Annotated in this window: 17 protein-coding genes and 1 pseudogene; 9 read left to right on the forward strand and 9 right to left on the reverse strand. The window is 72.6% G+C overall.

The annotated features are described in order from the left end of the window. Nucleotides 1-225: 225 nt before the first annotated feature. The 3 genes from AC07DU_RS09720 (at nt 226) to AC07DU_RS09730 (ending at nt 4125) form a co-directional block, all read left to right on the forward strand. Entirely contained in the window at nt 226-3012 is a 2787-nt protein-coding gene (locus AC07DU_RS09720) for a CBM96 family carbohydrate-binding protein (protein WP_479030945.1), read from the forward strand. A 98-nt stretch (nt 3013-3110) separates the two neighbouring features. Then, nucleotides 3111-3782: a hypothetical protein gene (locus AC07DU_RS09725; RefSeq protein ID WP_360888633.1), complete on the forward strand. Its 672-nt coding sequence runs from the start codon at nt 3111-3113 to the stop codon at nt 3780-3782. Between the two features lie 124 nt (nt 3783-3906). Continuing rightward, nucleotides 3907-4125 carry a DUF6458 family protein gene (locus AC07DU_RS09730; RefSeq protein ID WP_360888635.1) on the forward strand — a complete coding sequence of 73 codons (219 nt, stop codon included), beginning with the start codon at nt 3907-3909 and terminating at the stop codon, nt 4123-4125. A 180-nt stretch (nt 4126-4305) separates the two neighbouring features. Here the strand turns inward: AC07DU_RS09730 and AC07DU_RS09735 are convergent, their stop codons facing one another. Both AC07DU_RS09735 and AC07DU_RS09740 read right to left on the reverse strand, forming a co-directional pair. Then, nucleotides 4306-5433, reverse strand: coding sequence for a glycosyltransferase (locus tag AC07DU_RS09735; RefSeq protein ID WP_479110748.1), 1128 nt, complete (start codon nt 5431-5433; stop codon nt 4306-4308). 5 nt (nt 5434-5438) lie between these two features. Next, the gene (locus AC07DU_RS09740; RefSeq protein WP_479110572.1) at nt 5439-5978 is read right to left on the reverse strand and encodes a WcaF family extracellular polysaccharide biosynthesis acetyltransferase; all 540 of its coding nucleotides are present in this window, start codon (nt 5976-5978) and stop codon (nt 5439-5441) included. 122 nt (nt 5979-6100) lie between these two features. Here AC07DU_RS09740 and AC07DU_RS09745 point away from each other — a divergent pair, with 122 nt between their 5' ends. Then, nucleotides 6101-7612: a hypothetical protein gene (locus tag AC07DU_RS09745; protein WP_360888641.1), complete on the forward strand. Its 1512-nt coding sequence runs from the start codon at nt 6101-6103 to the stop codon at nt 7610-7612. Between the two features lie 27 nt (nt 7613-7639). Here AC07DU_RS09745 and AC07DU_RS09750 read toward each other — a convergent pair whose 3' ends face one another. The 3 genes from AC07DU_RS09750 to AC07DU_RS09760 are packed head-to-tail and all read right to left on the reverse strand — an operon-like array spanning nt 7640 to nt 11843. Continuing rightward, nucleotides 7640-8890 (reverse strand): MATE family efflux transporter, encoded by a 1251-nt coding sequence (locus AC07DU_RS09750; protein ID WP_479110574.1) that lies wholly within the window; start codon nt 8888-8890, stop codon nt 7640-7642. Beyond that, nucleotides 8887-10635: a tyrosine-protein kinase domain-containing protein gene (locus AC07DU_RS09755; RefSeq protein WP_479110576.1), complete on the reverse strand. Its 1749-nt coding sequence runs from the start codon at nt 10633-10635 to the stop codon at nt 8887-8889. Before AC07DU_RS09755 ends, AC07DU_RS09750 begins: the two co-directional genes overlap by 4 nt. Then, nucleotides 10632-11843 carry a glycosyltransferase family 4 protein gene (locus tag AC07DU_RS09760; RefSeq protein WP_479110750.1) on the reverse strand — a complete coding sequence of 404 codons (1212 nt, stop codon included), beginning with the start codon at nt 11841-11843 and terminating at the stop codon, nt 10632-10634. Before AC07DU_RS09760 ends, AC07DU_RS09755 begins: the two co-directional genes overlap by 4 nt. Nucleotides 11844-12008: 165 nt before the next feature. Here AC07DU_RS09760 and AC07DU_RS09765 point away from each other — a divergent pair, with 165 nt between their 5' ends. Then, nucleotides 12009-12497, forward strand: a complete 489-nt coding sequence (locus tag AC07DU_RS09765) for an FAD synthase family protein (RefSeq protein WP_360888650.1) — start codon at nt 12009-12011, stop codon at nt 12495-12497. On the opposite strand, the gene AC07DU_RS09770 is transcribed toward AC07DU_RS09765, so the two are convergent. Together AC07DU_RS09770 and glgX are read right to left on the reverse strand one after the other, a co-directional pair. Beyond that, entirely contained in the window at nt 12478-13215 is a 738-nt protein-coding gene (locus AC07DU_RS09770) for a CDP-alcohol phosphatidyltransferase family protein (RefSeq protein ID WP_479030934.1), read from the reverse strand. The genes AC07DU_RS09765 and AC07DU_RS09770 overlap by 20 nt on opposite strands. A 33-nt stretch (nt 13216-13248) precedes the next feature. Beyond that, a complete protein-coding gene (gene glgX / locus AC07DU_RS09775; RefSeq protein WP_360888656.1) occupies nt 13249-15630 on the reverse strand; it encodes a glycogen debranching protein GlgX in 2382 nt (793 codons plus the stop codon). A 210-nt stretch (nt 15631-15840) separates the two neighbouring features. Here glgX and AC07DU_RS09780 point away from each other — a divergent pair, with 210 nt between their 5' ends. From AC07DU_RS09780 to AC07DU_RS09795, 4 genes are all read left to right on the forward strand, one after another. Then, on the forward strand, nt 15841-17028 hold the full coding sequence (locus tag AC07DU_RS09780) for a L,D-transpeptidase (protein ID WP_360888810.1): 1188 nt from the start codon (nt 15841-15843) through the stop codon (nt 17026-17028). A 124-nt stretch (nt 17029-17152) separates the two neighbouring features. Next, a complete protein-coding gene (locus tag AC07DU_RS09785; RefSeq protein WP_479110578.1) occupies nt 17153-18034 on the forward strand; it encodes an MSCRAMM family protein in 882 nt (293 codons plus the stop codon). A 140-nt stretch (nt 18035-18174) separates the two neighbouring features. Next, complete coding sequence (locus AC07DU_RS09790; RefSeq protein WP_479030927.1) at nt 18175-18885, forward strand: L,D-transpeptidase family protein; 711 nt, start codon at nt 18175-18177, stop codon at nt 18883-18885. A gap of 121 nt (nt 18886-19006) precedes the next feature. Continuing rightward, nucleotides 19007-20242, forward strand: a complete 1236-nt coding sequence (locus tag AC07DU_RS09795; protein WP_453371650.1) for a L,D-transpeptidase — start codon at nt 19007-19009, stop codon at nt 20240-20242. Between the two features lie 89 nt (nt 20243-20331). Here AC07DU_RS09795 and AC07DU_RS09800 read toward each other — a convergent pair. Then, nucleotides 20332-21081 (reverse strand): annotated as a pseudogene (locus tag AC07DU_RS09800) (alpha/beta fold hydrolase); the annotation flags it as partial. Between the two features lie 34 nt (nt 21082-21115). Beyond that, on the reverse strand, nt 21116-21952 hold the full coding sequence (locus AC07DU_RS09805; RefSeq protein WP_479110581.1) for an alpha/beta fold hydrolase: 837 nt from the start codon (nt 21950-21952) through the stop codon (nt 21116-21118). Nucleotides 21953-22053 lie beyond the last annotated feature (101 nt).

Raw genomic sequence — 22053 nt, forward strand, 5'->3', positions numbered from 1 at the left:
ACGATTGGCCGTGTTCGGCCATGTCCGCAGGTCCCTGTGGGTGTGGCCGGGATAAACCTGCCGTATGTCCGTAGTGCGCCCTCCGCGCTGAACCGTTGGTTCCAAGTTGGTATGCAATGGGTCAAGGGAGGTGACGGGTCCTCGCGTGAGCCCTAGTCTGCGCCAGTACATATGGCTGTTCGGATAGTTCCAGCCATCAAACCGGGCAATTGCCCTGGGGGGCTCATGCGTAGATCCAGAGGGCTGACTGCTGCCCTCGTCCTGTCACTGGCCGGTGCCGGCACCGGTATAGGCCTGGTGTTGATGCCTCAGGCGTCCGCCATCACGCCGCCGGTGGCATTCACCGCCGACGAACTGCCCACCTGGCAGACGAACGGCGTGGTCTGGGCGATGGCCCAGGCGAACGGCACCGTCTTCGCCGGCGGTACCTTCTCCGCCGTGCGCCCGCCCGAGGGCGCGGCCGGCGCCGAGCAGGAGGCCGTGAACTTCGTCGCGCTCGACGCCGCGACGGGCAACCCCACCTCCTGCAAGCTCGCCTTCACCATCGGCGACGGCGCCGCGACCGTGCGGTCGCTGGCCGTCTCGAAGGACCAGAAGACCCTCTACGCGGGCGGCTCCTTCGGCGCCGTCAACGGCACCCCGGTCTCCAACGTCGCGGCCATCGACATCGCGGCCTGCACCCCCAGGGCATCGTTCCACCCCGGCTTCTCCGCCACCGTGCGCGCGCTCGCCGTCACCGACGACACCCTGTACGCGGGCGGCGACTTCCCCACGGTCCAGGGCCAGACCCGCGAGCGGTTCGCCGCGGTGGACGCCACCTCCGGTGACCTCAAGCCATTCGTCGCCAACGTCGACGAGCCGGGCCGCGCCGTCGAGGTGACCCCCGACGGCAAGAACGTGCTGCTCGGCGGTGACTTCTTCACCGTCAACGGCAAGACCAGCCACGCCCTGGCCGTGGTCAACGCCACCACCGGCGCGCTCACCAAGGCCTACACCAACATCCCGTCGAACTCGGTCGTCAAGGACATCTCCACCGACGACACCGGCTTCTACACGGGCAACGAGGGCTCCGGCGGTGGCGTCTTCGACGGCCGCATCGGCCTGAACCTCAGCGACTTCAACGAGAAGTGGCGCGACCGCTGCCTCGGCGCCACCCAGTTCGTCCTGCCGTACCAGGGAGTGCTCTACAGCTCCTCGCACGCGCACGACTGCTCCACCGAGCTGGAGTTCCCCGACGGCAAGCGCAACTTCCTGCTGGCGCAGCCGACCAACCACGAAGGCGCCGCCCCCGCGCCCGTGGACGGTTTCGTACGCGGCCCGGGCAAGCTCGGCTGGCACCCCACCGCCAACGACGGCGCCATGGCCGACATCGAGGGCATCGGCCCGCGCGTCATGGCCGTGGCCGAGAAGAACGACGTCAAGTACATGTGGGTCGGCGGTGAGTTCACCCTCATCAACGGCAAGACGCAGTGGGGCCTGACCCGCTTCGCCTCCACCGGCGACGTCGGCGCACCGACCACCCCGGTGGCCAGCGCCGCGAGCGTCAAGCCCGGCGAGGCCCAGGTCCGCTGGCGCACCAGCTACGACGCGGACGACAGCAAGCTGACCTACCGCATCTACCGCAACGGCTCGGCCACCCCGGTCGCCACCGTCACGGCGAGCTCGCTGGAGTGGGAGCGCCCGCAGGCCTCCTGGACCGACACCACCGTCAAGGCCGGCCAGACGTACACCTACCGGGTGACCGCGACCGACGACGCCGGCAACACCAGCGCCCTGTCGGCCAACGCCTCCGTGACCGTCCCGGCCTCGGTCCAGTCCTACCCGAACCAGGTCCGCGCCGACGGCGCCCAGCTGTACTGGCGCTACGACGACACGGTCAGCCCGTACACCGCCGACTCCTCGGTGTCCGGCAACACCAGCGGTGTCCAGCTCAACGCCCCGGCCCTGCGCCAGTCGCCCGGCGCCGTCTCCGGCACCAGCACGGCGATGGGCTTCAACGGGACGAGCCAGCAGGTCTACAGCGACCACCGCCAGACGGTCGGCAGCACCTACACCATCGAGACCTGGTTCAAGACGAACACCACCCGCGGCGGCAAGCTGATCGGCTTCGGCAACAACACCGCCCGCTCCAGCGGCTCGTACGACCGTCACCTGTACATGACCAACACCGGCCGGCTCGCCTTCGGCGTCTACAACGGCTCGGCCAAGACCGTCACCACCGGTCTGTTCGACACGTACAACGACAACAAGTGGCACCACGTGGTCGGCACCCAGGGCCCCGGCGGCATCACGCTGTACGTCGACGGCCAGAACAAGGGCACGCTGAACGCCGCGAGCAACACCACCTACGCGGGCTTCTGGCACGCCGGTGGCGACAACCTCTCCGGCTGGCCGAACCGTCCCACGAGCAACTTCTTCGCCGGGCAGCTCGACGAGACGGCCGTCTACCCGACGGCGCTCACCCAGGCCCAGGTCAAGAGCCACTTCGACCTGGCCAACGCCCCGACCGACACGGTCTCCGCGGTCAAGGCGGCCGAGGACACCTACATCAACCAGGGCGCCCCGAGCACCGCCTACGGCACGTCGACCTCGCTCGCCGTGCGCGGCACCTCGGCGTACGAGTCGTACCTGCGCTTCACCCTGCCGGCCGCTCCGGCCGGCCAGGTCCTGAAGTCGGCGACGCTGCAGTTCAAGACGACCACGCAGACGGGCGCCGGCACCGCCGACACCGTGTCCGTGGTCCCGGTCACCGGCACCTGGAGCGGTGCGGGCACGACCTTCAACACCAAGCCCACGCTCGGCACCACCCCGCTCGGCAGCATCACGGGCGTGCCGGACGGCTCGGCGATCCACAACGTGGAGCTGGACACCACCGCGCTCTCCGCGGTGCTGGGCGGCAGCTACAGCCTGGGCCTGACGAGCACGGGCACCGACCCGCTGTGGCTCTGGTCCTCGGAGTCCACCGCGGCGGAGGGCGCTCCGCAGCTGGTCCTCACCTTCGGCGTGAAGTAGCGACACCGAAGCAACCGCCTGACGGCGTGCGGGGCCCGGCTCTCACCGGCCGGGCCCCGCACCCCTGTCCCACCCCCAGTAAGTACGGGAGCCATCCGATGTACCGACGCTCCGCAGCGGCTGCTGTCCTGCTGACCGCCGCCCTCACGCTCACCGCCTGCAGTTCGGGCGGCGACAAGGCCGACTCCGGCGCGAAGGCGAAGCCCCCGGCCTCCTCGGCGGCCCCCGACCCGGCGGACACCCCGCCGCCGTCCGCCGACCCCGACGCGAAGCCGACGGGGCCCGTCCTGCCCGACGCGAAGCTCACCCCGAAGACGGGCAGTTTCACGGCGCAGGAGAAGAAGTACCTCAGCGGCCGGGTCCCCGAGAAGATGGACCCCGCGGCCGTCCTGCAGGGCGGCCAGGAGGCCTGCCAGCGGGTGGAGCGCACGGCGAAGCGCGACAAGGACGCGGCAACCGGAGCGGTCATCGCCGGGGAGATCCCCGGCGCGAAGGACGCGATCACCTTCCTGTGCCCGGAGCAGAAGCCGATCCTCGCGGCGGCCGAGAAGGGCTTCCGGGAGGGCGCCCGCCCGTCACCGGCGGCCGGCACCTACCGGGCCCTGACCCAGGCCACGAACTGCACGTGGGAGGCGAGGGGCAAGGACGGCGCCGCCCTCGCCTCGGGTCCGCAGACCCCGCCCAAGGCGGGCGAGCCGATCACGGCGCAGATCCCGGCGGGCACGGCGGAGTTCAGCTCCACCGGCTGCTACGCCTGGGTGCCCGCGTAGGGCCGCCACCGCCGTACGAGAACGCCCCCGGGCCGGACTGCCGGTCCCCGGGGGCGTTTTCGCCTGCCGGGGCGGGGTACCCGCGTGGAGACACGACGACACACCGGCATGCGGAGGCGATCCTATGAGTGGCCTGGGCGGCTGCATCGGCCTGATCGTGGTGGGGGCCATCCTGACCTTCGCCACCGACTGGGAGATGAGCAGCGTCGACCTCGACCTGGTCGGCCTCATCATGATGGCGGCGGGGGCCATCGGCCTCGCCGTGTACTCCAGCGTCCTCAAGCGCCGCCGCGCGGCGGGCGCCATCCCGGTGGTGGAGGAACGGCGCCGGGACGTCATCTAGGCCGTCTCTTCCGGATCTTGACGGCCGAGCCCGCGGCGTCTGGTGCCGTGCATGGCAAGGCGGAGGGGCGTGCCGCGTACTGGACGTACCCGGACGTCCCGACAACGCGGCCAGGTGCGGTGCCAGACGCCGGGGGCCCGGCAAGGTCCGGAAGAGACGGCCTAGGGGCCGTCTCGTGGATCAGGCCGGTCCGTGCGCGGCGGCCGCCGCCTCGTACACCGGGAGCAGGGTGTCCAGGACGGCGTCCATCGAGAAGGACGCGGCGGCCAGTTCGCGCGCCGCCCGCGAGGCGGCCGCGTTCGCCGCCGGGTCCAGCAGGGCCAGGACCGCCGCCGCGACGCCCGCCGGGCCGGGCTCGACCGCGTGCCCCGCGCCCGCCGCGCTGACGTCGCGGGCCAGGCCGTTGGAGTGCGTCACCACCGACGGGACGCCCACCGCGAGGGCCTCCAGGACCGACATCGGGAACGGCTCGTCCACGGAGGGCAGGACGTAGACGTGCGCCCGCCGCAGCTCGGAGAGGACCTCCGCACCGGACAGGGCGCCCGGGACGGTGAAGCGGGACGAGAGGCCCAGCGCCGTGACGCGGGCCCGGACGGCCGCCGCCTCCCCCTCGTCCGGGCCCGCCACCACGAAGTGCGCGTCCGGGTGCGCCGCGAGGACCGCCGGGGCCGCGTCGACGAAGTCCACGGGCCGCTTGCGGGCCTGCAGCCGCGCCGAGTACAGGATGCGCGGCGGACCGCTCAGCGGGGGCCGCTCCTCCTGCGCCGGGGTTCCGTTGACCAGGCGCACGGTCTGCGGGAGGGGCGCGCCGACCACCGCGTCCAGCCCCTCGCGCTCGTGCGGGGTCAGGTACAGCACCGCGTCCGCGCCGCGCAGCAGACGGCGTACCGCCACCGCGTCCAGCACCTTGGCCAGCAACTTCTCGCTCGGGTCCACCATGCCGTGGGTCTGGAGCACCAGCGGCTTGCCCGCCCGCAGCGCGGCCAGGGCCACCGGCAGGCTCACCAGGTCGCGCGCCAGGTGGACGTGCACGACGTCGGCGTCCCGCACCAGGCGGCCGGCCGAGGCCAGCAGCGCCGGAGAGGTCATCCCGCTGAAGCCGAGGGGGAGCAGGCGACGGGCCGGAAACAGCTTCGCCGGGACGCCCTCCACATGGGCGGGCCACTCCTCGAAGCCCTCGCCCAGCGCCAGCAGCCGCGCCTCGTGGCCCCGGGCCCGCAGGCCCTTCGACAGGTTCAGCGCGACCCGGACCGGGCCGCCGAAGGCGTGGGAGGGGGAGTGCAGCGTGACGGCGTGCAGGACTCTCAGGACGCTCACTTGGGCTCCTCGACCGGGCGGCGCTGACCGTCCCCCGTCTGCAGGGTCAGTTCGGGCAGGTCCTCGTGCACGACCGCGCCCGCGCCCGCCACCGCGCAGCGGCCCACGGTGACCCCGGCCAGCACGGTCGCCCGTACGGCCACCCACGCGCCGTCCTCGACGGTGATCGGCGCGTTGCGGTAACGGAAGTCGGCGGCCCGGTGGTCGTGCGAGCCGGTGCACAGCATGGCCTCCTGCGAGAGGCACACGTGCGAACCGATCGTCACCGGCTCCAGGTTCAGCAGCCAGGCCCCCTCACCGATCCAGGTGTGGTCCCCGACGGTGAGTTTCCACGGCCACAGCACCCGCACCCTGTGCCGGATCAGCACGCCCTCGCCGATCCGCGCCCCGAAGGCGCGCAGCAGCGCCACCCGCAGCCGCGGCGGACAGAACCAGCTCATGAAGAGCGTGTTCATCACGGCGAACCAGAGCGCCTGCGTCAGCAGCCCGCGCCCCTTGTCGTATCCGGCCAGCGTGAAGGCAGGAAGGTCACGCACCTGAAGCCCCGATCGTCCACCCACCCCCGACGCCGCCGGGGGGACCCCCACCGGCGCCTCCCCGGGCGCCGCCCGCTCAGACTAGACTGCGCGCGAGTCAGGCACATGGGGTGGGGGCGGCAGTGGCAACGGACATACGCAAGCCCTCCGTCGCACCCCCGCCGCCGGTCGTCGGGGACGAGGCGCAGTGGGGCCGGGTCACCACCCCGCGCACCCTGCTCTCGCGGGCGCTGTCGGTCCCGCTCGTCCTCGGATTCACCGTCTTCCTGCCGCTGTTCGTCGCCGCCCAGACCGGCGCGGGCCGGCGCGACGCGGCCTTCTGGCTCCAGCTCCTGCTCACCATGTACGCGGGAGCCCGGCTCTCAGCGATGGTGCTCACCAGCCGCCGCAAGCTGCTCCAGGGCTCCTTCTGGCTCTTCGTCTACATGGCCATGGGCGTGGCCCCGCTCGCGCAGGCCGTACTCGGTCAGGTCCCCACCCCCGTCGTCGGCGCCCGATCCGACCTGACCGTCGCCATCGGCCTGGTGCTCCTGGGGTGCACGGCCTACGACGTCGGCGTCCTGCTCGCCCGGCACCGGCCGGCCGGCCGCGCGGGCGGCTCCCAGAAGGAGCCGCGCCCGGTCATGGCCCACCGGCGGCGCCTGCAGTTGCTGACCGTACTGGCGTTCCTGTGCAGCGCCGCCTTCGTGATGAAGCTCGGCGGTCCGGCGGTCTTCTTCTCCAGCCGTCAGGAGATCATCGCGGGCATCGAGGAGGCGGGCGTCTCCAACGGCGACGGCCAGGCCGGGCAGGCCCTGCTGCGCGGCTTCGGCACCGTACCGGCGCTGCTCGCCCTGCTGCTCTACACGCGCTGGCTGATCACCTCGAAGTTCGCCCGCCGCAAGGTCTCGATCATCGTCACCTGGTCGGCGCTGGCCGTCTTGAACCTCGTGGTCAACAATCCGATCTCGAACCCGCGCTACTGGTTCCTGACGGTCATGTTCGCGCTGCTGTTCACCATCTTCCCGGTGAGCGCCGCGATGTACCGGGTGGCGCTGTCCATGGCCGTGGTCGTCGCCCTCCTGGTCTTCCCCTTCGCGGACCGCTTCCGCTACGACGAGAAGAACTACAAGCCGGTCGAGACGACGTCCTTCCTGGAGCCGATGGCCCTCAAGGACTACGACCAGATCGGCATGTTCGCGAACACCATCACCTTCTCGAACTCCGGCCCCGGCCACTCCTACGGCCGCCAGCTCGCGGGATCGGTCTTCTTCGCGGTGCCGCGCTCGATGTGGCCGGGCAAGCCGCGGGACACGGGCGTGATGGTCGGTCAGTGGATGGGCACGGTCAACACCAACCTCTCCTCCCCGATCTGGGCGGAGCTGTGGATCGACTTCGGTCCGCTGGGCATGGGCGCCGGACTGCTGGGCATGGGATACGCCTCCGCCCGCGTCGACCGGCGCTACGCGAAGCGCGCGACCCGCCGCAGCCCGCCGGGGAGCCTGATCTCGGTCGTGGTCCCGCTGGTCGCGGGCTACTCCTTCATCCTGCTGCGCGGACCCCTGCTCCAGGCCTCGGGCCGCGTCGCGATCGCCGCGCTGTGCCTGGCGCTGGTCGCGACCTACCGCCAGGACCGGGCCACGACCCTGCGCTGAGGACCCCTCCCGCGCGCCGGGCCGCCGTTACGCGGCCGAGGCCGCCGGGGCGGGCTGCGGCGCGGGGGCCGGGAGCCGGGTCACCCGCAGCCAGCCGGCGCCCGCCTTCGCCGCCGAGCCGGCCGCCAGGCCCCAGGCGGCGCCCGCCACGCCCCACACGGCGTAGCCGCCCAGCAGGAGGCCCACGGACAGCAGCGAGAAGACCACCTGCAACGACAGCGTGGCCTTCGGGGCGAGCACGCGCAGCGTGAGCAGCGCGCAGGTGCCGAGCCCCATGACGGCGTACTGGGCGCCGGTGGCCGGCAGCAGCGCGGACGTCGCCGCCCAGGTGTCGCCCAGCAGGGAGGAGCCGACCCGGTCGGGCAGCGCGTACAGCACGGCTCCCCAGCCCGCGCCGACCGCGGCCAGCACCAGGCCCAGCGCGGCCGTCGCCCGGACGGTGGCCCGCTTGCCGCCGAGCCGCCCCAGCACCGGGGGGCCGAAGGCGTTCGCGGAGTTGAACAGCACGTTCAGCGGCCCGAACAGGGTGGTAGCACCGCGCAGCGCGCCGACGGACAGGGGCGTCGCGAAGACCCCGAGGCCCAGCACGGCGAGCTGGCTGGAGCCGTTGCCCACGGCGAACTCGACCACGAACCGCTGCCCGAGGTGACCGCGCCGCAGGTACGGCCGCAGGTCGGCGCGAGCGCCGCGTACGTACGGCAGCAGCAGCCACAGCCCGAGGGCCAGCGCGGGCAGCGCCGAGAGCCCCCACACCAGCACCAGGCGCCCCGCCGAGGCCCCTTCGGGCTGGACGGCCAGCGCCGCGACCGCGCACGCCAGCCGCAGTGCGTCGGCGGCCAGCGCCCGTCCGGGGGCGCGCAGCGCGGAGAAGCAGTACCGCAGCCCGTCCTGGAGGAGCACCAGGGGCAGTACGAGGCCCAGCGCGAGGAAGGCCCGGCCGCCGGCCCCGGGGAGCGCGAGGCCCACCACGGCGAGCACCGCGCCCACGGTGGCCGACGCGGCCCCGGTGAACCCCACGGCTGAGCGGCACACCGCACCGAGCTCGCCCCGGACCCGGCCCGGGAGGATCCCCGCGCCCTTCTCCAGGACCAGGCTCTGGCCCACGTAGGCCATGTTCAGCCCGAGGAGCACGCTGAAGGTCACGTACACCATCGAGAAGTCGGCGAAGGCGGACGCCGACGACAGCCGGGCCGCCAGCACCAGCACGAGGATGTTCGTGGCGCTGGAGGCGGCCTGGTCCAGGACCGACAGGGCCGCCGCGAGAGCGCGCCGGCTCACCGCCGGCCCGGGCGGACCGTACGCAGGGCGACCGTGTCCGTACCGTCGCCCGGGATGTGCTGTTCGGGCTCGACGTCCTCGCGGGTGATCGGCTGGGGCCGCGGGGCGGAGGGGGCCTGCGGTGCCGCCGGGGCTGCGGCGCCGCGGTCCTTGCCGCGGCCGCGCTTCTCGCCGGGCAGCGGCGCGTGCAGCACCGCGCCGAGCACGGTGCCGCCGGCGCCGCTGATCAGCTCGCGGATCCGGGACAGGTCGGAGCGGTGCACGGCGCGCGGGTCGCAGACGACCAGGACACCGTCGACGCGGTCGACGAGCGCGAGGGCGTCGGCGTAGGAGAGTACGGGCGGCGCCAGCACGACCACCGTGGCGTTGGGGGAGTCGGCCTCGGAGATCAGCCGGGTGGCGCGCGCGGAGGTCAGCGATCGGGCGACGTTGCGCACCCGCTGACCCGGGATCAGGTCGAAGGCGCCCGACTCACCGGCGTCCACGACCAGCTGGCGCCCGTCGGGCCACTCCGTGTCGCCGTGCTGCGCGGGACGCTTCCCGGCGGCCGGGGAGCTCGCCGACTGGCTCCAGCGCGGCCGGCTGCCCGCGTCGGTGGGCAGCTGGCTGGCCAGGACCGGGGTGCGTAGGTCGGCCTCGATGAGCAGGACGTCCTTGCCGGTCTCCGCGAAGGAGGCGCCGAGGTTCACGGCCACCGCGGCGGCGGTCTCGCTGCTGCCGCGCGGGGCGACCACGAGCAGCCGGCGCCGGTCGGCGAAGCGGGAGTCGTAGGCGAGCCGGAAGGCCACCGAACGGTATTCCTCCGCGAGCCGCGGATCGGTCTCGCCCGCGGCGAGCAGCGGCCCGCCGCCGGTCCGGTCCCGCGGCAGGTAGCCGAGGACGGGAGCGCGCAGGGCCCGGGCCACATCGCCCTCGGAACGCGGCGCCGGGTCGAAGACGAGCCGGACCCAGGCGGCCAGCAGGCCGAGCGCGAGACCCACGGCCGCGCCGAGCGCCAGGGACATCACGATGCCGGGGCCGTCCGCCCCGGCGGGCGGGGTCGCGGCGCTGGTGACGCGGCCCGGGGTCATGTCGAGGGCCTGGAGCTTGGCGATGTTGCTGTTGAGCGTGTTGACCTTGCTCTGCAGGTCGGTCTTGGAGGAGTAGGCCGCGTCGCGCGCGGTGCCCGCCGGCATCGAGTTGATCGACTTGACCAGCTCGTCGAGCTGCTTGGCCACCGGGTCGCGCTGCTCCTGGTAGCCCGTGACCATCTTGTCGCGGGTGACGTCGAGGGCTTCCTGCCGCTTGAGCAGGTACGCCTCCGTCATGGCGTTGGCCCGCTTGGCGGCCTCCTTCGGGGAGGACGCGGTGTAGGTGAAGCGGAGCACCATCGTCTGCGGCGGATTGGTCACCTGCAGGCCGCTGCGCAGGGAGGCGAAGCCGGAGGCGGGGACGCCGAGTTTCTTCGCCGCCTCGTTGGCTATGGAGGAGCTGAGGGCGACCTGGCGCTCCGAGCCGATGTTGATGGCCTTGTCGGGGGCCAGGCTCGGGTTGAACGGGTCGTCGGTGGGCGCGCGCAGCACCACGTCGGCGGTCGCGACATAGGTGTCGGCGGTGGAGACGCCGAGGTAGACGCCGCCCAGCAGGCCGACCCCGATGCCCGCGCCGATGAGCCTGCGGTAGCGCAGGAGCTGGCGGAACTGGTCTCTGAGGAGATCCGGTTCGTCGTCGGCCGGTGCCGCTGCGGGGCGGTTCGTCTCGATCACGGCCGGGGTCCCCCAAGTGCTTCGTCGATCAGGGCGTCGATGCGGGCCAGGCCCGCCTCACGGCTCAGATGGGCCGCCACGTGGCGGGGTCCGGCCGCTCCGAGTGCGTCCGCGCCTTCCGGGTCCTCGGCCAGGGCCCGTACGGCCTTCAGCAGGGCCTCGGGGTCCTCCGGCGGTACGAGTACCCCCGCGCCCGAGCGTTCCACCTCCTGGGCGGTTCCGCCCTCCGCGGCCACGGAGGCGACGACGGGCCGGCCGGTCTGGAAGTAGGAGGTGAGCTTGGACGGCACGCTCATGTCCAGCACGGCGGCGTGCTGCGTGACGGCGAGAACGTCCGCCGCGGCGAGGATATCCGGGAACTCCCCGTCAGCGGCAGGGGGGATGATGTCCAGATTGGGGACGTCGGCCGCGAGCGCGGCGAGCGCCGTGCGCTGACTGCCGTCGCCCATCAGGACGAAGCGGACGCCGCGGTCCAGCCGGGCGGCCCCCACGAGGACTTCGAGTCCCTGCTTGAGCCCCATGTTCCCGGAGTGCAGGACGACGGTCTCGCCGGGCGCCCAGCCGAGGTGGCGGCGCGTCTCGCCGCGCGGCTTGGTGGGCACCGGCACGTGGGACCAGTTGGGGACCAGACGGATCCTGGCCGGGTCCACGCCCATGCCGACGACCCGGTCCACGAAGGTCTCGTGGATGACGCCGACGAGAGTGGCCCGCTTGAGGGCGTACGCCTCGGCGCGCCCGGCGATCGCGGCGGCCTTGTCGCCGCCGCTGATCCCGCTCTGCGCGGCGGCGGCGCCCATCAGGTCCTGGACGACGGGGACGTAGGGGACCTTCCACCGCGCCGCGAGCCGGGCGGCGAGCACGCCGCCGGCCAGGCTGGGCATCTGGGCGAGTACGGCGTCCGGCTTCGGCATCCTGGGCGGGGCCACGGCGCCGTGCAGCAGGATCGATCCTTCGAAGAGGGCCCGCTTCACGGCGGTCTGCTTCCGCGGCACCGTGTGCGCACGCCGGTGCACGGTGACCCCCGCGCGCTGTTCCGTGCGCCGTAGCGCCCCCCGGTACTCCGGTTCCAAGGACCACGCCGGGTAGTGCGGCATGCCCGCGAGGACATGGGTCTCGTGGCCGAGATCCGCCCAGTGCTCCGCGATCTGGGTGGCGTAGGGCCCAATCCCCGCGTGCTCGGGAGCGTAATTGGTGGAAACCAGCAGCATGCGCCGGTGACCGGATCTCGACACTGAACGTCCTCTTCTCCCCTGGATGGTGCGCTCGTCACCCTATTCGTTCACCCGCACGGTGTGGAACGCGCACGCTATTGTCTGCTAATCCGCTGCACCGGGGGGTGTGGCCGCTGGGGGTAACAGATGACGGAGCGGGACATGTCCGACTTTGGCGCGCCGCCGCGCAGACCGTACCGAGTCGGCTATGCGCCGGGCGCCTACGATCTGTTCCATATCGGCCACCTCAACATCCTTCGGCACGCCCGAAGTCGGTGCGACTACCTGGTGGCGGGCGTGGTCTCCGACGAGATGGCCGAACTCGCCAAGGGACGCCGCCCGATGATCCCGCTCGTCGAACGGCTGGAAATCGTCCGCAGCGTGAAGTACGTCGACGCCGCCTTCGTCGAGACCGTCCCGGACAAGGTGGAGACCTGGAAGCAGGTCCGCTTCGACGTCATCTTCAAGGGCGACGACTGGCGGGGCACCCCCAAGGGCGACCGGCTGGAGAAGGACTTCGCCGCCCACGGGGTCGACGTCGTCTACTTCCCCTACACCGTCCACACCTCCAGCACCCAGCTGCGCCGGGCCCTGGACGCGCTCGCACAGCCCCCCGCGCTGCCGGGCCAGGTCACCGGGGAACGGCGCTGAGCTCCCGGAACCACTTGGCGAGGAAGGCCAGCAGGAACAGGCCGGCGACCACGCCCAGGCCCGCGTAGGCGTACGCGAACAGCTTCCCGCCGCCCAGCAGCAGGAACACCAGGCAGAACACCCCGTAGTCCACGGGCAGCAACGCCACCGCGCGCACGGTCGACGGCGCGGCGGCGGGGCTCCCGGGGACCGGCTTGGGCTTGAGCTTCTCGGTCAGCAGCCCGCCGAAGAAGGTGACCACCGCCGCGAACTGGAAGCCCAGCGGCACCAGCAGCCAGCCGTGCGCGCCCGCCGCGCCCCCGCCGACCCCGTACGCCTCGGGGAAGCGGTAGAAGGCGATCAGCACACAGGTGTGCAGCGCGGTGAGTTTGGCGCAGTCCACGACGTGGTCGAGCCACTCGCCCGCGGCGCTGCCGCCCCCGCGCAGCCGGGCCAGCTGCCCGTCGGCGGAGTCGAAGGCGAACCCGACGGCGAGCGCGCCCCACACCGCGACACCCAGGCCCCACGAGGGCGCGGCCAGCGCGACCGCGGCCACGGCCGCGAAGCTGAAGGCGGCGCTGACCAGCGTCACCTGGTTCGGGGTGAGCCCCAGCGCGTACGAACCGGCGGCAAGGTAGCGCCCGGTGGGCCGGTTGACGAACCGCGAATAGAGCGACACCCCCTTCGCCGACTTCTGCGCCCCGCGCAGCTCCCGCAGCGCGGCTTCGACTCTGCCCATGCAGGGACCCCCTCCGTGATGATGTCGAACACATCATCGCAGGGCGGCTCCGGCTGCTCCGCTGACGACCCGGAGCAGCATGACCGAGCGGGCCGGAACCGTCAGGGTCTCGCCGCCGCGGTACCGGCTCAGGGGCGCGGCGGCCTGCTCCTCCAGCGAGGTGTCCAGGACGAGTTCGTAGGCCTCGGCCCACGGCTCCCCCGGCAGCGCCCACGCCACCGGCCGGTCGCCGGCGTGCAGCAGCGCGAGGAAGCTGTCGTCCGTCACCTGCCGGCCCCGCTCGTCGCGCCCGGGGATGTCCCGCCCCGACAAGTACATGCCGAGCGCGGCGGCCGGCGCGTACCAGTCCCGCTCCGTCATCTCCGCGCCCGCCGGCGTGAACCAGGCCAGGTCCCGCAGCCCGTCCACCCCCTGGGGCCGCCCCGAGAAGAACGCCCGCCGCCGCAGCACCGGATGGGCGTGGCGCAGCGAGATCAGCCGCGAGGCCAGGGCGAAGAGCGACTGCCAGGCCGGATCCGACAGCAGCGACCAGTCCACCCACCCGGTTTCGTTGTCCTGGCAGTAGGCGTTGTTGTTGCCGCCCTGCGTGCGTCCGAACTCGTCTCCCGCCACCAGCATCGGCACGCCCGTCGACAGCAGCAGGGTGGTCAGGAGGTTGCGCAGCTGGCGGCGGCGCAGGACCCCGATCCGGACGTCGTCGCTCTCGCCCTCGGCCCCGCAGTTCCACGACCGGTTGTCATGGGTGCCGTCCCGGCCCTCCTCCCCGTTCGCCTCGTTGTGCTTGCGCTCGTACGACACCAGGTCGCGCAGGGTGAAACCGTCGTGCGCGGTGACGAAGTTCACCGAGGCGTACGGGCGCCGCCCGCCCCACGCGTACAGGTCGCTCGACCCCGACAGCCGGTACCCGAGATCCCGCACGTCGGGCAGCGCGCCGCGCCAGAAGTCCCGTACGGCGTCCCGGTAGCGGTCGTTCCACTCCGTCCACAGCGGGGGGAACGCCCCCACCTGGTAGCCGCCCGAGCCCACGTCCCACGGCTCGGCGATCAGCTTGACCCGGCGCAGCACCGGGTCCTGGGCGATCACGGCCAGGAACGGGGACAGCATGTCCACGTCGTGCATCGAGCGGGCCAGGGCCGCCGCCAGGTCGAAGCGGAATCCGTCCACCCCCATCTCCGTCACCCAGTAGCGCAGCGAGTCGGTGATGAGGCGCAGCACGTGCGGGCGCCCCGCGTGCAGGGTGTTGCCGCAGCCCGTGTAGTCGGCGTACCGGCGCTGGTCCGACTGGAGCCGGTAGTAGCCGCGGTTGTCGATGCCGCGCAGCGACAGCGTCGGACCCAGCTCGCCCGCCTCCGCCGTGTGGTTGTAGACCACGTCGAGGATGACCTCGATGCCGGCCGCGTGCAGGGCGCGGACCATCCGCTTGAACTCCCCGACCTGCTGCCCGGCGGTGCCGCTCGCCGAATACGCCGCGTGCGGGGCGAAGTAGCCGATCGAGTTGTAGCCCCAGTAGTTGCGCAGCCCGCGGCGCAGCAGATGGTCCTCGTGCGCGAACTGGTGCACCGGCAGCAGCTCCACGGCGGTGACCCCGAGCTTGACCAGGTGCTCGATCGCCGCCGGATGGGCCAGCCCCGCGTAGGTGCCCCGCAGCTCCTCGGGAATACCCGGATGGCGCATCGTGAAGCCGCGCACGTGCAGCTCGTAGATCACCGAATCGGCCCACGGCGTCTTCGGCCGGACGTCGTCCGCCCAGTCGTCGTCATCGTGGACGACCACGCCCTTGGGGACGTACGGCGCGGAGTCCCGGTCGTCGCGCACCGTGTCCGCGATGTACTGCTGCGGCCAGTCCCGCACGTGCGCGTACACCTCCGGCGGCAGCGTGAACTCCCCGTCGACGGCGCGGGCGTACGGGTCGAGCAGCAGCTTCGCCGGGTTGTACCGGGCTCCCGTCCAGGGGTCCCAGCGGCCGTGCACCCGAAATCCGTACCGCTGCCCGGGGCGCACGCCGGGAACGAAGCCGTGCCAGATCTCGTGCGTGAGCTCCGTCAGGGCGCAGCGGATCTCCGTACCCCCGGACCCGTCGGCGTCGAAGAGGCACACCTCCACGGCCTCCGCGCCCTGCGCCCACAGGGCGAAGTTGGTGCCCGCGGTCCCGTCCGGACCGTGGTGGAACCGGGCCCCCAGGGGGTGCGAGGACCCGGGCCACACCGGCGGGCCGCCCGGGCGCGCCTGCGCCCGTGACGCCTGGCTCCTGACCTGGCCGTTGGCGTGCCCGTTGGCCTGCCCGTCAGGTGTGCGGTCCGGTGGGTCGCTCGGTCGGTCGTCGATCTGCGGTACGGGCGCGGCCTGGCCGCTCCGCACCACGTCGACGGCGTTGCTGACGGCTTCCACCGCCTCTTGCTCGGCTGCGCTCGACACTGCCCGCCTCCACGGCTCTCGGTACGCGGGGGTAGGGGAGTGCGACCCCGGCGTCCCGGCCTGGGCCCGCCCCCGTCTGGTCCTTCACACTGTTCTGCCCGGACAGTTCTGCCCGGAACGTGGCCCGCGCTCACGTTTCCCCGGAGGGGGCTGGTCGTTGGAGGGATCGTGACACTTCTGACGAGGCGGGCAGGGGCGGGCTTGGCCGCCATGGCGGCATGGGCGGGCCTGCTGGGCGGTCTGGCCGGATGCACCGGGGACGGCAAGTCCCCGGTCGAGATCCAGCTGCCCGGCAAACCCCGCTCGCCGGACGAGGCCATCCGCATCACCCCCGACGACAACGCCAAGGGGGTCCCGGCCGACGGACGGCTGTCCGTCACCGTGCCCGAGGGCCGGCTGGAGCGGGTCGTCGTCACCAAGGTGGAGGACGCGCAGGAGGAAGAGGTCCCCGGCACCATCGCGGCCGACGGGCTCAGCTGGAGCCCCGACCCGGAGTCCGGCCGCCTCGCGCTCGCCGCCAAGTACACCGTGGACGCCGTCGCCCTCGACGGGCACGACCGCCGCCAGGCCCGGCACACCACCTTCACCACCTACGTCCCCGAGGAGCGGTTCATCGGCTACTTCAAGCCCGAGAACCGCTCCACCGTCGGCACCGGCATGATCGTCTCCTTCAACTTCAACCGCGCCATCGAGCGCCGCGCGGAAGTGGAGCGGGCCATCGCCATCACCTCCGACCCTGCGGTGGAGGTCGTCGGCCACTGGTTCGGCAAGGAGCGGCTCGACTTCCGGCCCAAGCACTACTGGAAGCCCGGCACCCGGGTCACCGTGAAGATGAACCTGCGGGACGTCGAGGGCGCCCCGGGCTCGTACGGCATCCAGTCCAAGACCATCACCTTCACCGTCGGCCGTTCCCAGATCTCCACGGTCGACGCGGCCGCGCACACCATGGAGGTCCGCCGGGACGGGGAACTGCTGTCGACCGTGCCGATCAGCGCCGGAGCGCCCAAGACCACCACCTACAACGGCAAGATGGTGGTGATGGAGATGTTCGAGGTCACCCGGATGAACGGCCAGACCGTCGGCTTCGGCGGCGAGTACGACATCCCCGACGTCCCGCACGCCATGCGGCTGACCTCCTCCGGGACCTTCCTCCACGGGAACTACTGGCTCAGCCCCGACACCTTCGGCACCAGCAACATGAGCCACGGCTGCGTGGGCCTGCGCGACGACCGGGGCGGCGGCTCGGACACCCCCGCCGGCTGGTTCTTCGACCGGACCCTGATCGGGGACGTCGTGGAGGTCGTGAACTCCCAGGACAAGACGGTCGCGCCCAACAACGGGCTGGGCGGCTGGAACATGTCCTGGGCGGACTGGGTCGCCGGCTCCGCCCTCGCCTGAGCAGCACGGACGGGTGATTCGTGTGACCGGAATGCCGTAGCGGCCGAGTGTCCTGGCGCATGTGTGTACGAGGCTCCCCGCAGCCTGTCAGGGCAGAGCAGCCCCGGGCGACGGACGGAGAGTCATGGCAGCCAGGACAACGAGGGTGTGGCCCCTGGGCCTCGCCGCCGCAGCGGTGATCGCCGCGGCGGCGCCGGTCCACGCCGCGGGCCCGGACGGGCCACCGCCCGCCGCCGCGGCCGCCGCGAACGGCGTCAGGGTGGCGCTGCGCGCCGCGGACGCGGACACCGGAGCACCCCTGTCCGGCGTCCGGTTCGAGCTGTGGCGGGAGCTCAACGACCGTTCGGGGCTCCAGACCACCGGCGCGGCCGCCGACGAGAGGCACGACGGCGTCTGCGTGACCGACGCCAAGGGCAGCTGCACGGTGGAGCTGCCCGCCGGCGAGACGTACTACTGGGTGCAGACCTCGGTCCCGGCCGGCTACGAGCGGCCCGAGGAACCGGTCACCGGCTTCGGCCTCGCCCAGGGCAGGGCGAAGGACTTCGTCGTCAACGTGACGAACCGGCGCACGGACGCCGCCTACGACGGCTCCGTCCGGGTGCTGAAGAGGGACGCGAAGACCGGGTCCCCGCTGGCCAGCGCCGTCTTCGAGCTCTGGAAGGAGACCAACTCCACCGACGGGCTCCAGAGGCGCGGCATCAACGCCGACCACCAGGTCAGGCCGGGCTGCGCCACGGACGACGACGGCGTGTGCGACTTCGGCGGGCTGCCGGACGGCGCGTACTACCTGGTCGAGACGGACGTCCCCGAGGGCTACCTCCAGCCCGAGGACCCGGTGACCGGTCCGGGCCGGCTGGACGAGGACTCCCCGGGCCACCGGCTCGTGGTCAGGCTCTCCAACGAGCGGGACAACTACGGGCTGAACCCCGAGGCGGACAAGGAGAAGGAGAAGGAGAGGGAGCGGGAGACGGACGAGGAGGAGGACGAGGAGGGCCGCCGGGCCTGAGCCGTCCCGGCCCGGGACCCGTCCTGATGCGCCGGTGGAGTGACCTCCTCACCCCACCGGCGCATCAGCACGGGCCGTACCCCGCCCGTCCGGGTTGGCTGGGACGCGACGGCCCGGTCCGCGGCCCCGAGGAGGCACTGATGGCTACGGGACAGTGGAGAGACCCCCGCTCCAGGGCGGCCGCCCTCGCCGCCCTGCTCGCACTGGCGGGCTTCACCCCGCTTCCGGCGGCAGCGGCGGCCACGGAGCCGGAGAGCGCCTGCCGGGTGCGTACCGGCCCCTACCAGCGGGACATGGAGGCCCACCTGCGCCGCACGGTCGACGGGGTGCAGTCCGCGGCGGACTGCTACGCGATCCGCGCCTTCCAGCGCGAGAACGGCGTCGTCCCGGCCGACGGCTACCCGGGCGTGGCGACCTTCCGCACGATGCTCGTCGTGGCCGCCCGCCCCGACCCCAACGCCGCGGGCGAGTGCCCGGTTCGCTCCTACCGCGTGACCTGCGTCGACATGGACCGGCAACTGCTCTGGGTCCAGCGCGACCGCCGCATCGTCTTCCCGCCCGTGCCCGTCCGCACCGGCCGCGACTACCAGGAGACCCGGCCCGGCTGGCACGAGGTGTACTGGCGCAGCAAGGACCACAAGTCCTCGCTGTACGACAACTCACCCATGCCCTACGCGCAGTTCTTCGACGGGGGCCAGGCCCTGCACGGCCGCTCCGAGTACCTCTACGCCCACGGCGGCTCCGCCGGCTGCGTCAACCTCCGGGAATCCGACGCGAAGGCCCTGTGGGACCTGCTGGACGAGGGCGACGCCGTCTACGTGTGGGGCACCAAGCCCGGCACCGCCGACTGACCCCGCCCCCTGCGGGACCCGCAGGTCAGTTGGGACGGAACGGTGACAAGACCGTGGCTCGTCGTGATCCCCCCGTGTGATTTCCTGTCGACATGCGCGCGACTGTCCGCGCGCGGGGGACATGGGGAGAACACGAGTGAACCTGCAGCCGATACGCGGCCGCGCCCGCACCGGCCTGCCGGCCCTTCTGCTGGGGGCGGCCCTGCTGTTCACCACCGCGTGCAGTGGTGGCGGCGGCGGCAACAGCAGCGGCAGCGACGACAAGGCCGGGGGCGGCAAGACCGGTACCGAGGCCTCCAAGGCCGTCGTCAGCGTCAAGCCCGACGACGGGGCCAAGGAGGTCGCCACCAGTGGCGTCCTGAAGATCACGAGCACCGGCGGCAAGCTGGCAACGGTGACCGTCGCCGACACCAAGGGCAACGCGGTCGAGGGCAAGCTCGCCGATGACGGCGCGAGCTGGGAGCCGGCCCGCCACCTGGCCTCGGCCACCGAGTACAAGGTGCACGCGGTCGCCAAGGACGAGGCGGGCCGGGAGTCCGCCAAGGACACCACCTTCACGACCCTGACCCCGACGAACACCTTCGTGGGCCACTACACGCCCGAGGACGGCGCGACCGTCGGCGTCGGCATGCCGGTCTCGATCAACTTCACCCGCGGCATCACCAACCCCGAGGCCGTCGAGAAGGCCATCACGGTGACGGCCGAGCCGTCCGTGCCGGTCGAGGGCCACTGGTTCGGCAACGACCGGCTCGACTTCCGCCCCGAGAACTACTGGGCCGCGGGCACCAAGGTCACCGTGAAGCTCGCCCTCGACGGAGTCGAAGGCCGCCCCGGGGTCTACGGCAAGCAGACCCGCACGGTCACCTTCACCATCGGCCGCTCGCAGGTGTCCACGGTCGACGCCAGCGAGAAGGAGATGCAGGTCGTCCGCGACGGCCAGGTGCTCAAGACCGTCCCGATCACCGCGGGCGCCCCGTCGACGACCACGTACAACGGGCAGATGGTCATCAGCGAGAAGTACCAGGTGACGCGGATGAACGGCGCGACCGTCGGCTTCGGAGGCGAGTACGACATCGCGGACGTCCCGCACGCGATGCGCCTGTCGAACTCGGGCACCTTCGTCCACGGCAACTACTGGGCCTCCGCGGGCACGTTCGGCTCGGCCAACGTCAGCCACGGCTGCGTGGGCCTGCGCGACCAGCGCGGCGGCGGGGACCCCGACGCCCCGGCGGCCTGGTTCTTCAACGAGTCGCTGATCGGCGACGTGGTCATCGTGAAGAACTCCAAGGACAAGCAGATCGCCCCGGACAACGGCCTCAACGGCTGGAACATGCCGTGGGCGGAGTGGACTAAGTAGCCCCCTCCCGAACGCAGGCGGTGGCCCGGTGCTGTGATCCACAGCGCCGGGCCACTGCACGTTGAGCAGCGTCCCGCGGTGGCGAAGCCCTCGGGGTCGGCCTGCTGGACGAAGTGGTCGGTGTCCAGGGGGCGGTAGACCGTGCCGGGGCGTCGGGAGCACATGGCCCGGGCCTGCTCGGCGGGCAGGACCTGGCTGCGCAGCCCGTGGATCAGGAGCGCCGGACAGTCGGTGGCGAGCCACTGCTTCCAGTGGTCGCCGTGGACGAGGTTCTCGGAGTCGACGGTGTCCTGCGGGTGGAACGGCAGCCGCCAGCCGGAGCCGCCCGGCAGCGGGCGCAGCACGGGCCCGAGGACGGCGGCCAGGGGACCGCAGGCCGCGGCCAGTTCCTCACGGGTGGCCGCGGTGTAGGGGAAGCCGAGGACGAAGGCGAGGGGACTGGCGCCGTGGTCGGGGAGGTCGACGGCGCCGTCCACGTTGATCAGGGCCTCGACCGCGTCCGGGCGTTCGGCGGCCAGGTGGAGGGCGTTGAACGCGCCGAGGGAGTGGCCCAGGAAGACCGCGCGGCCGATGCCGAGGTGTTCGAGGAGGGCGCGGAGGTCGGCGACGTAGCCGGCGCGGGTGTACTCCGGGGCCCGGTCGGAGTCGCCGTGGCCGCGCTGATCGGGGCTGATCACTCGCCACTCCGGCCCGAGGGCGGCAGCGAGGGCGGTGAAGGACGCCCCCTCGGAGAGGTGGCCGTGCAGGGTCACCAGGGGGCGGCCGGATCCGCCGAAGTCGAGGTAGGACAGGGTGCGGCCGTCGATGGTCAGGGCGGCGCGGGTGGGCTGGACGGTCATGGCGGTCAGACTTCCTCGGTCGGGTGCTCCGCTGTCAGGCGCGGGTGGAGGCGAAGGCGCGCAGGTCGTCGTTGAGGCGCTCCGCGTGGGTGGCGAACAGGCCGTGGCCCGCGTGCTCGTACACGTGCAGCCGCGCTCCGGGGATCAGGTCGGCCGTGCGGCGGCCCGTGAGGGCCAGGGGGGCGGAGGCGTCGTCCGATCCGTGGACGACGAGGGCCGGACGGCCGATCTTCACCAGTTCCGGGGCGAGGTTCAGGGTCGGCAGGAGGTCCCCCAGGGCGTTGGCGGCGCGCGCCGTCGCCCCGAGGCAGCGCTCGACCATGTACGCCACGTACGCGTCCGACACCTGCGGGCCGGGCAGGTGGCGGGCGAAGAACGCGTCGGCCCCGCCGGCGAAGAACGCGGCCCGGTCCTTGCGGAAGGTCGCGTTGAACCCGCGGACCAGCTCCGGGTCCAGTCCCTGCGGGTGGTCCGCGGAGCGGGCCGGCCCGGGGACGACCGCGCCGACGAGGGCCACGCGCGCCACGCGGTCGCTGCCGCGCAGGGTCAGGTACCGGACCACTTCGGCGCCGCCGATCGAATGCCCGGCCAAGGTGACGTCGCGCAGGTCCAGATGATCGAGGAGCGAGCCCAGGTCCCCGGCGAGGGTATCGAGGTCGAAGCCGCCCCAGACGTCTTCGGACCTGCCGTGCCCCCTGCGGTCGAGGCCCACGCAGCGGAAGCCTTCGGCCGCCAGCGGCAGCATCTGGTGCTCCCACATCTCGGTACCGAAGTACGAGCCGTTGACGAAGGCGATGACGGGTCCGTCCGAGGGGCCGTAGTCGACGAAGTGGAGGCGGGTGCGGTCGGTGGCGGACGCGAAGTACGGCATGGCGTGGGTTCCTTCAGGCAGAGGCTGTCATGGGCTGTCCGGTACGACGCGTCGTCACGGACGCAGTTCCAGCGTGATGTGCGAGGACAGCGCGCCCAGGA

The sequence above is a fragment of the Streptomyces sp. NPDC045695 genome (assembly GCF_056432025.1).

Coding starts and splice junctions, on each gene's coding strand:
- AC07DU_RS09720 (WP_479030945.1), top strand. CDS start 226: ATGCGTAGATCCAGAGGGCTGACTGCTGCCCTCGTCCTGTCACTGGCC.
- AC07DU_RS09725 (WP_360888633.1), top strand. CDS start 3,111: ATGTACCGACGCTCCGCAGCGGCTGCTGTCCTGCTGACCGCCGCCCTC.
- AC07DU_RS09730 (WP_360888635.1), top strand. CDS start 3,907: ATGAGTGGCCTGGGCGGCTGCATCGGCCTGATCGTGGTGGGGGCCATC.
- AC07DU_RS09760 (WP_479110750.1), bottom strand. CDS start 11,843: ATGCTGCTGGTTTCCACCAATTACGCTCCCGAGCACGCGGGGATTGGG.
- AC07DU_RS09765 (WP_360888650.1), top strand. CDS start 12,009: ATGTCCGACTTTGGCGCGCCGCCGCGCAGACCGTACCGAGTCGGCTAT.
- AC07DU_RS09770 (WP_479030934.1), bottom strand. CDS start 13,215: ATGGGCAGAGTCGAAGCCGCGCTGCGGGAGCTGCGCGGGGCGCAGAAG.
- AC07DU_RS09780 (WP_360888810.1), top strand. CDS start 15,841: ATGGCGGCATGGGCGGGCCTGCTGGGCGGTCTGGCCGGATGCACCGGG.
- AC07DU_RS09785 (WP_479110578.1), top strand. CDS start 17,153: ATGGCAGCCAGGACAACGAGGGTGTGGCCCCTGGGCCTCGCCGCCGCA.
- AC07DU_RS09790 (WP_479030927.1), top strand. CDS start 18,175: ATGGCTACGGGACAGTGGAGAGACCCCCGCTCCAGGGCGGCCGCCCTC.
- AC07DU_RS09795 (WP_453371650.1), top strand. CDS start 19,007: ATGGGGAGAACACGAGTGAACCTGCAGCCGATACGCGGCCGCGCCCGC.
- AC07DU_RS09805 (WP_479110581.1), bottom strand. CDS start 21,952: ATGCCGTACTTCGCGTCCGCCACCGACCGCACCCGCCTCCACTTCGTC.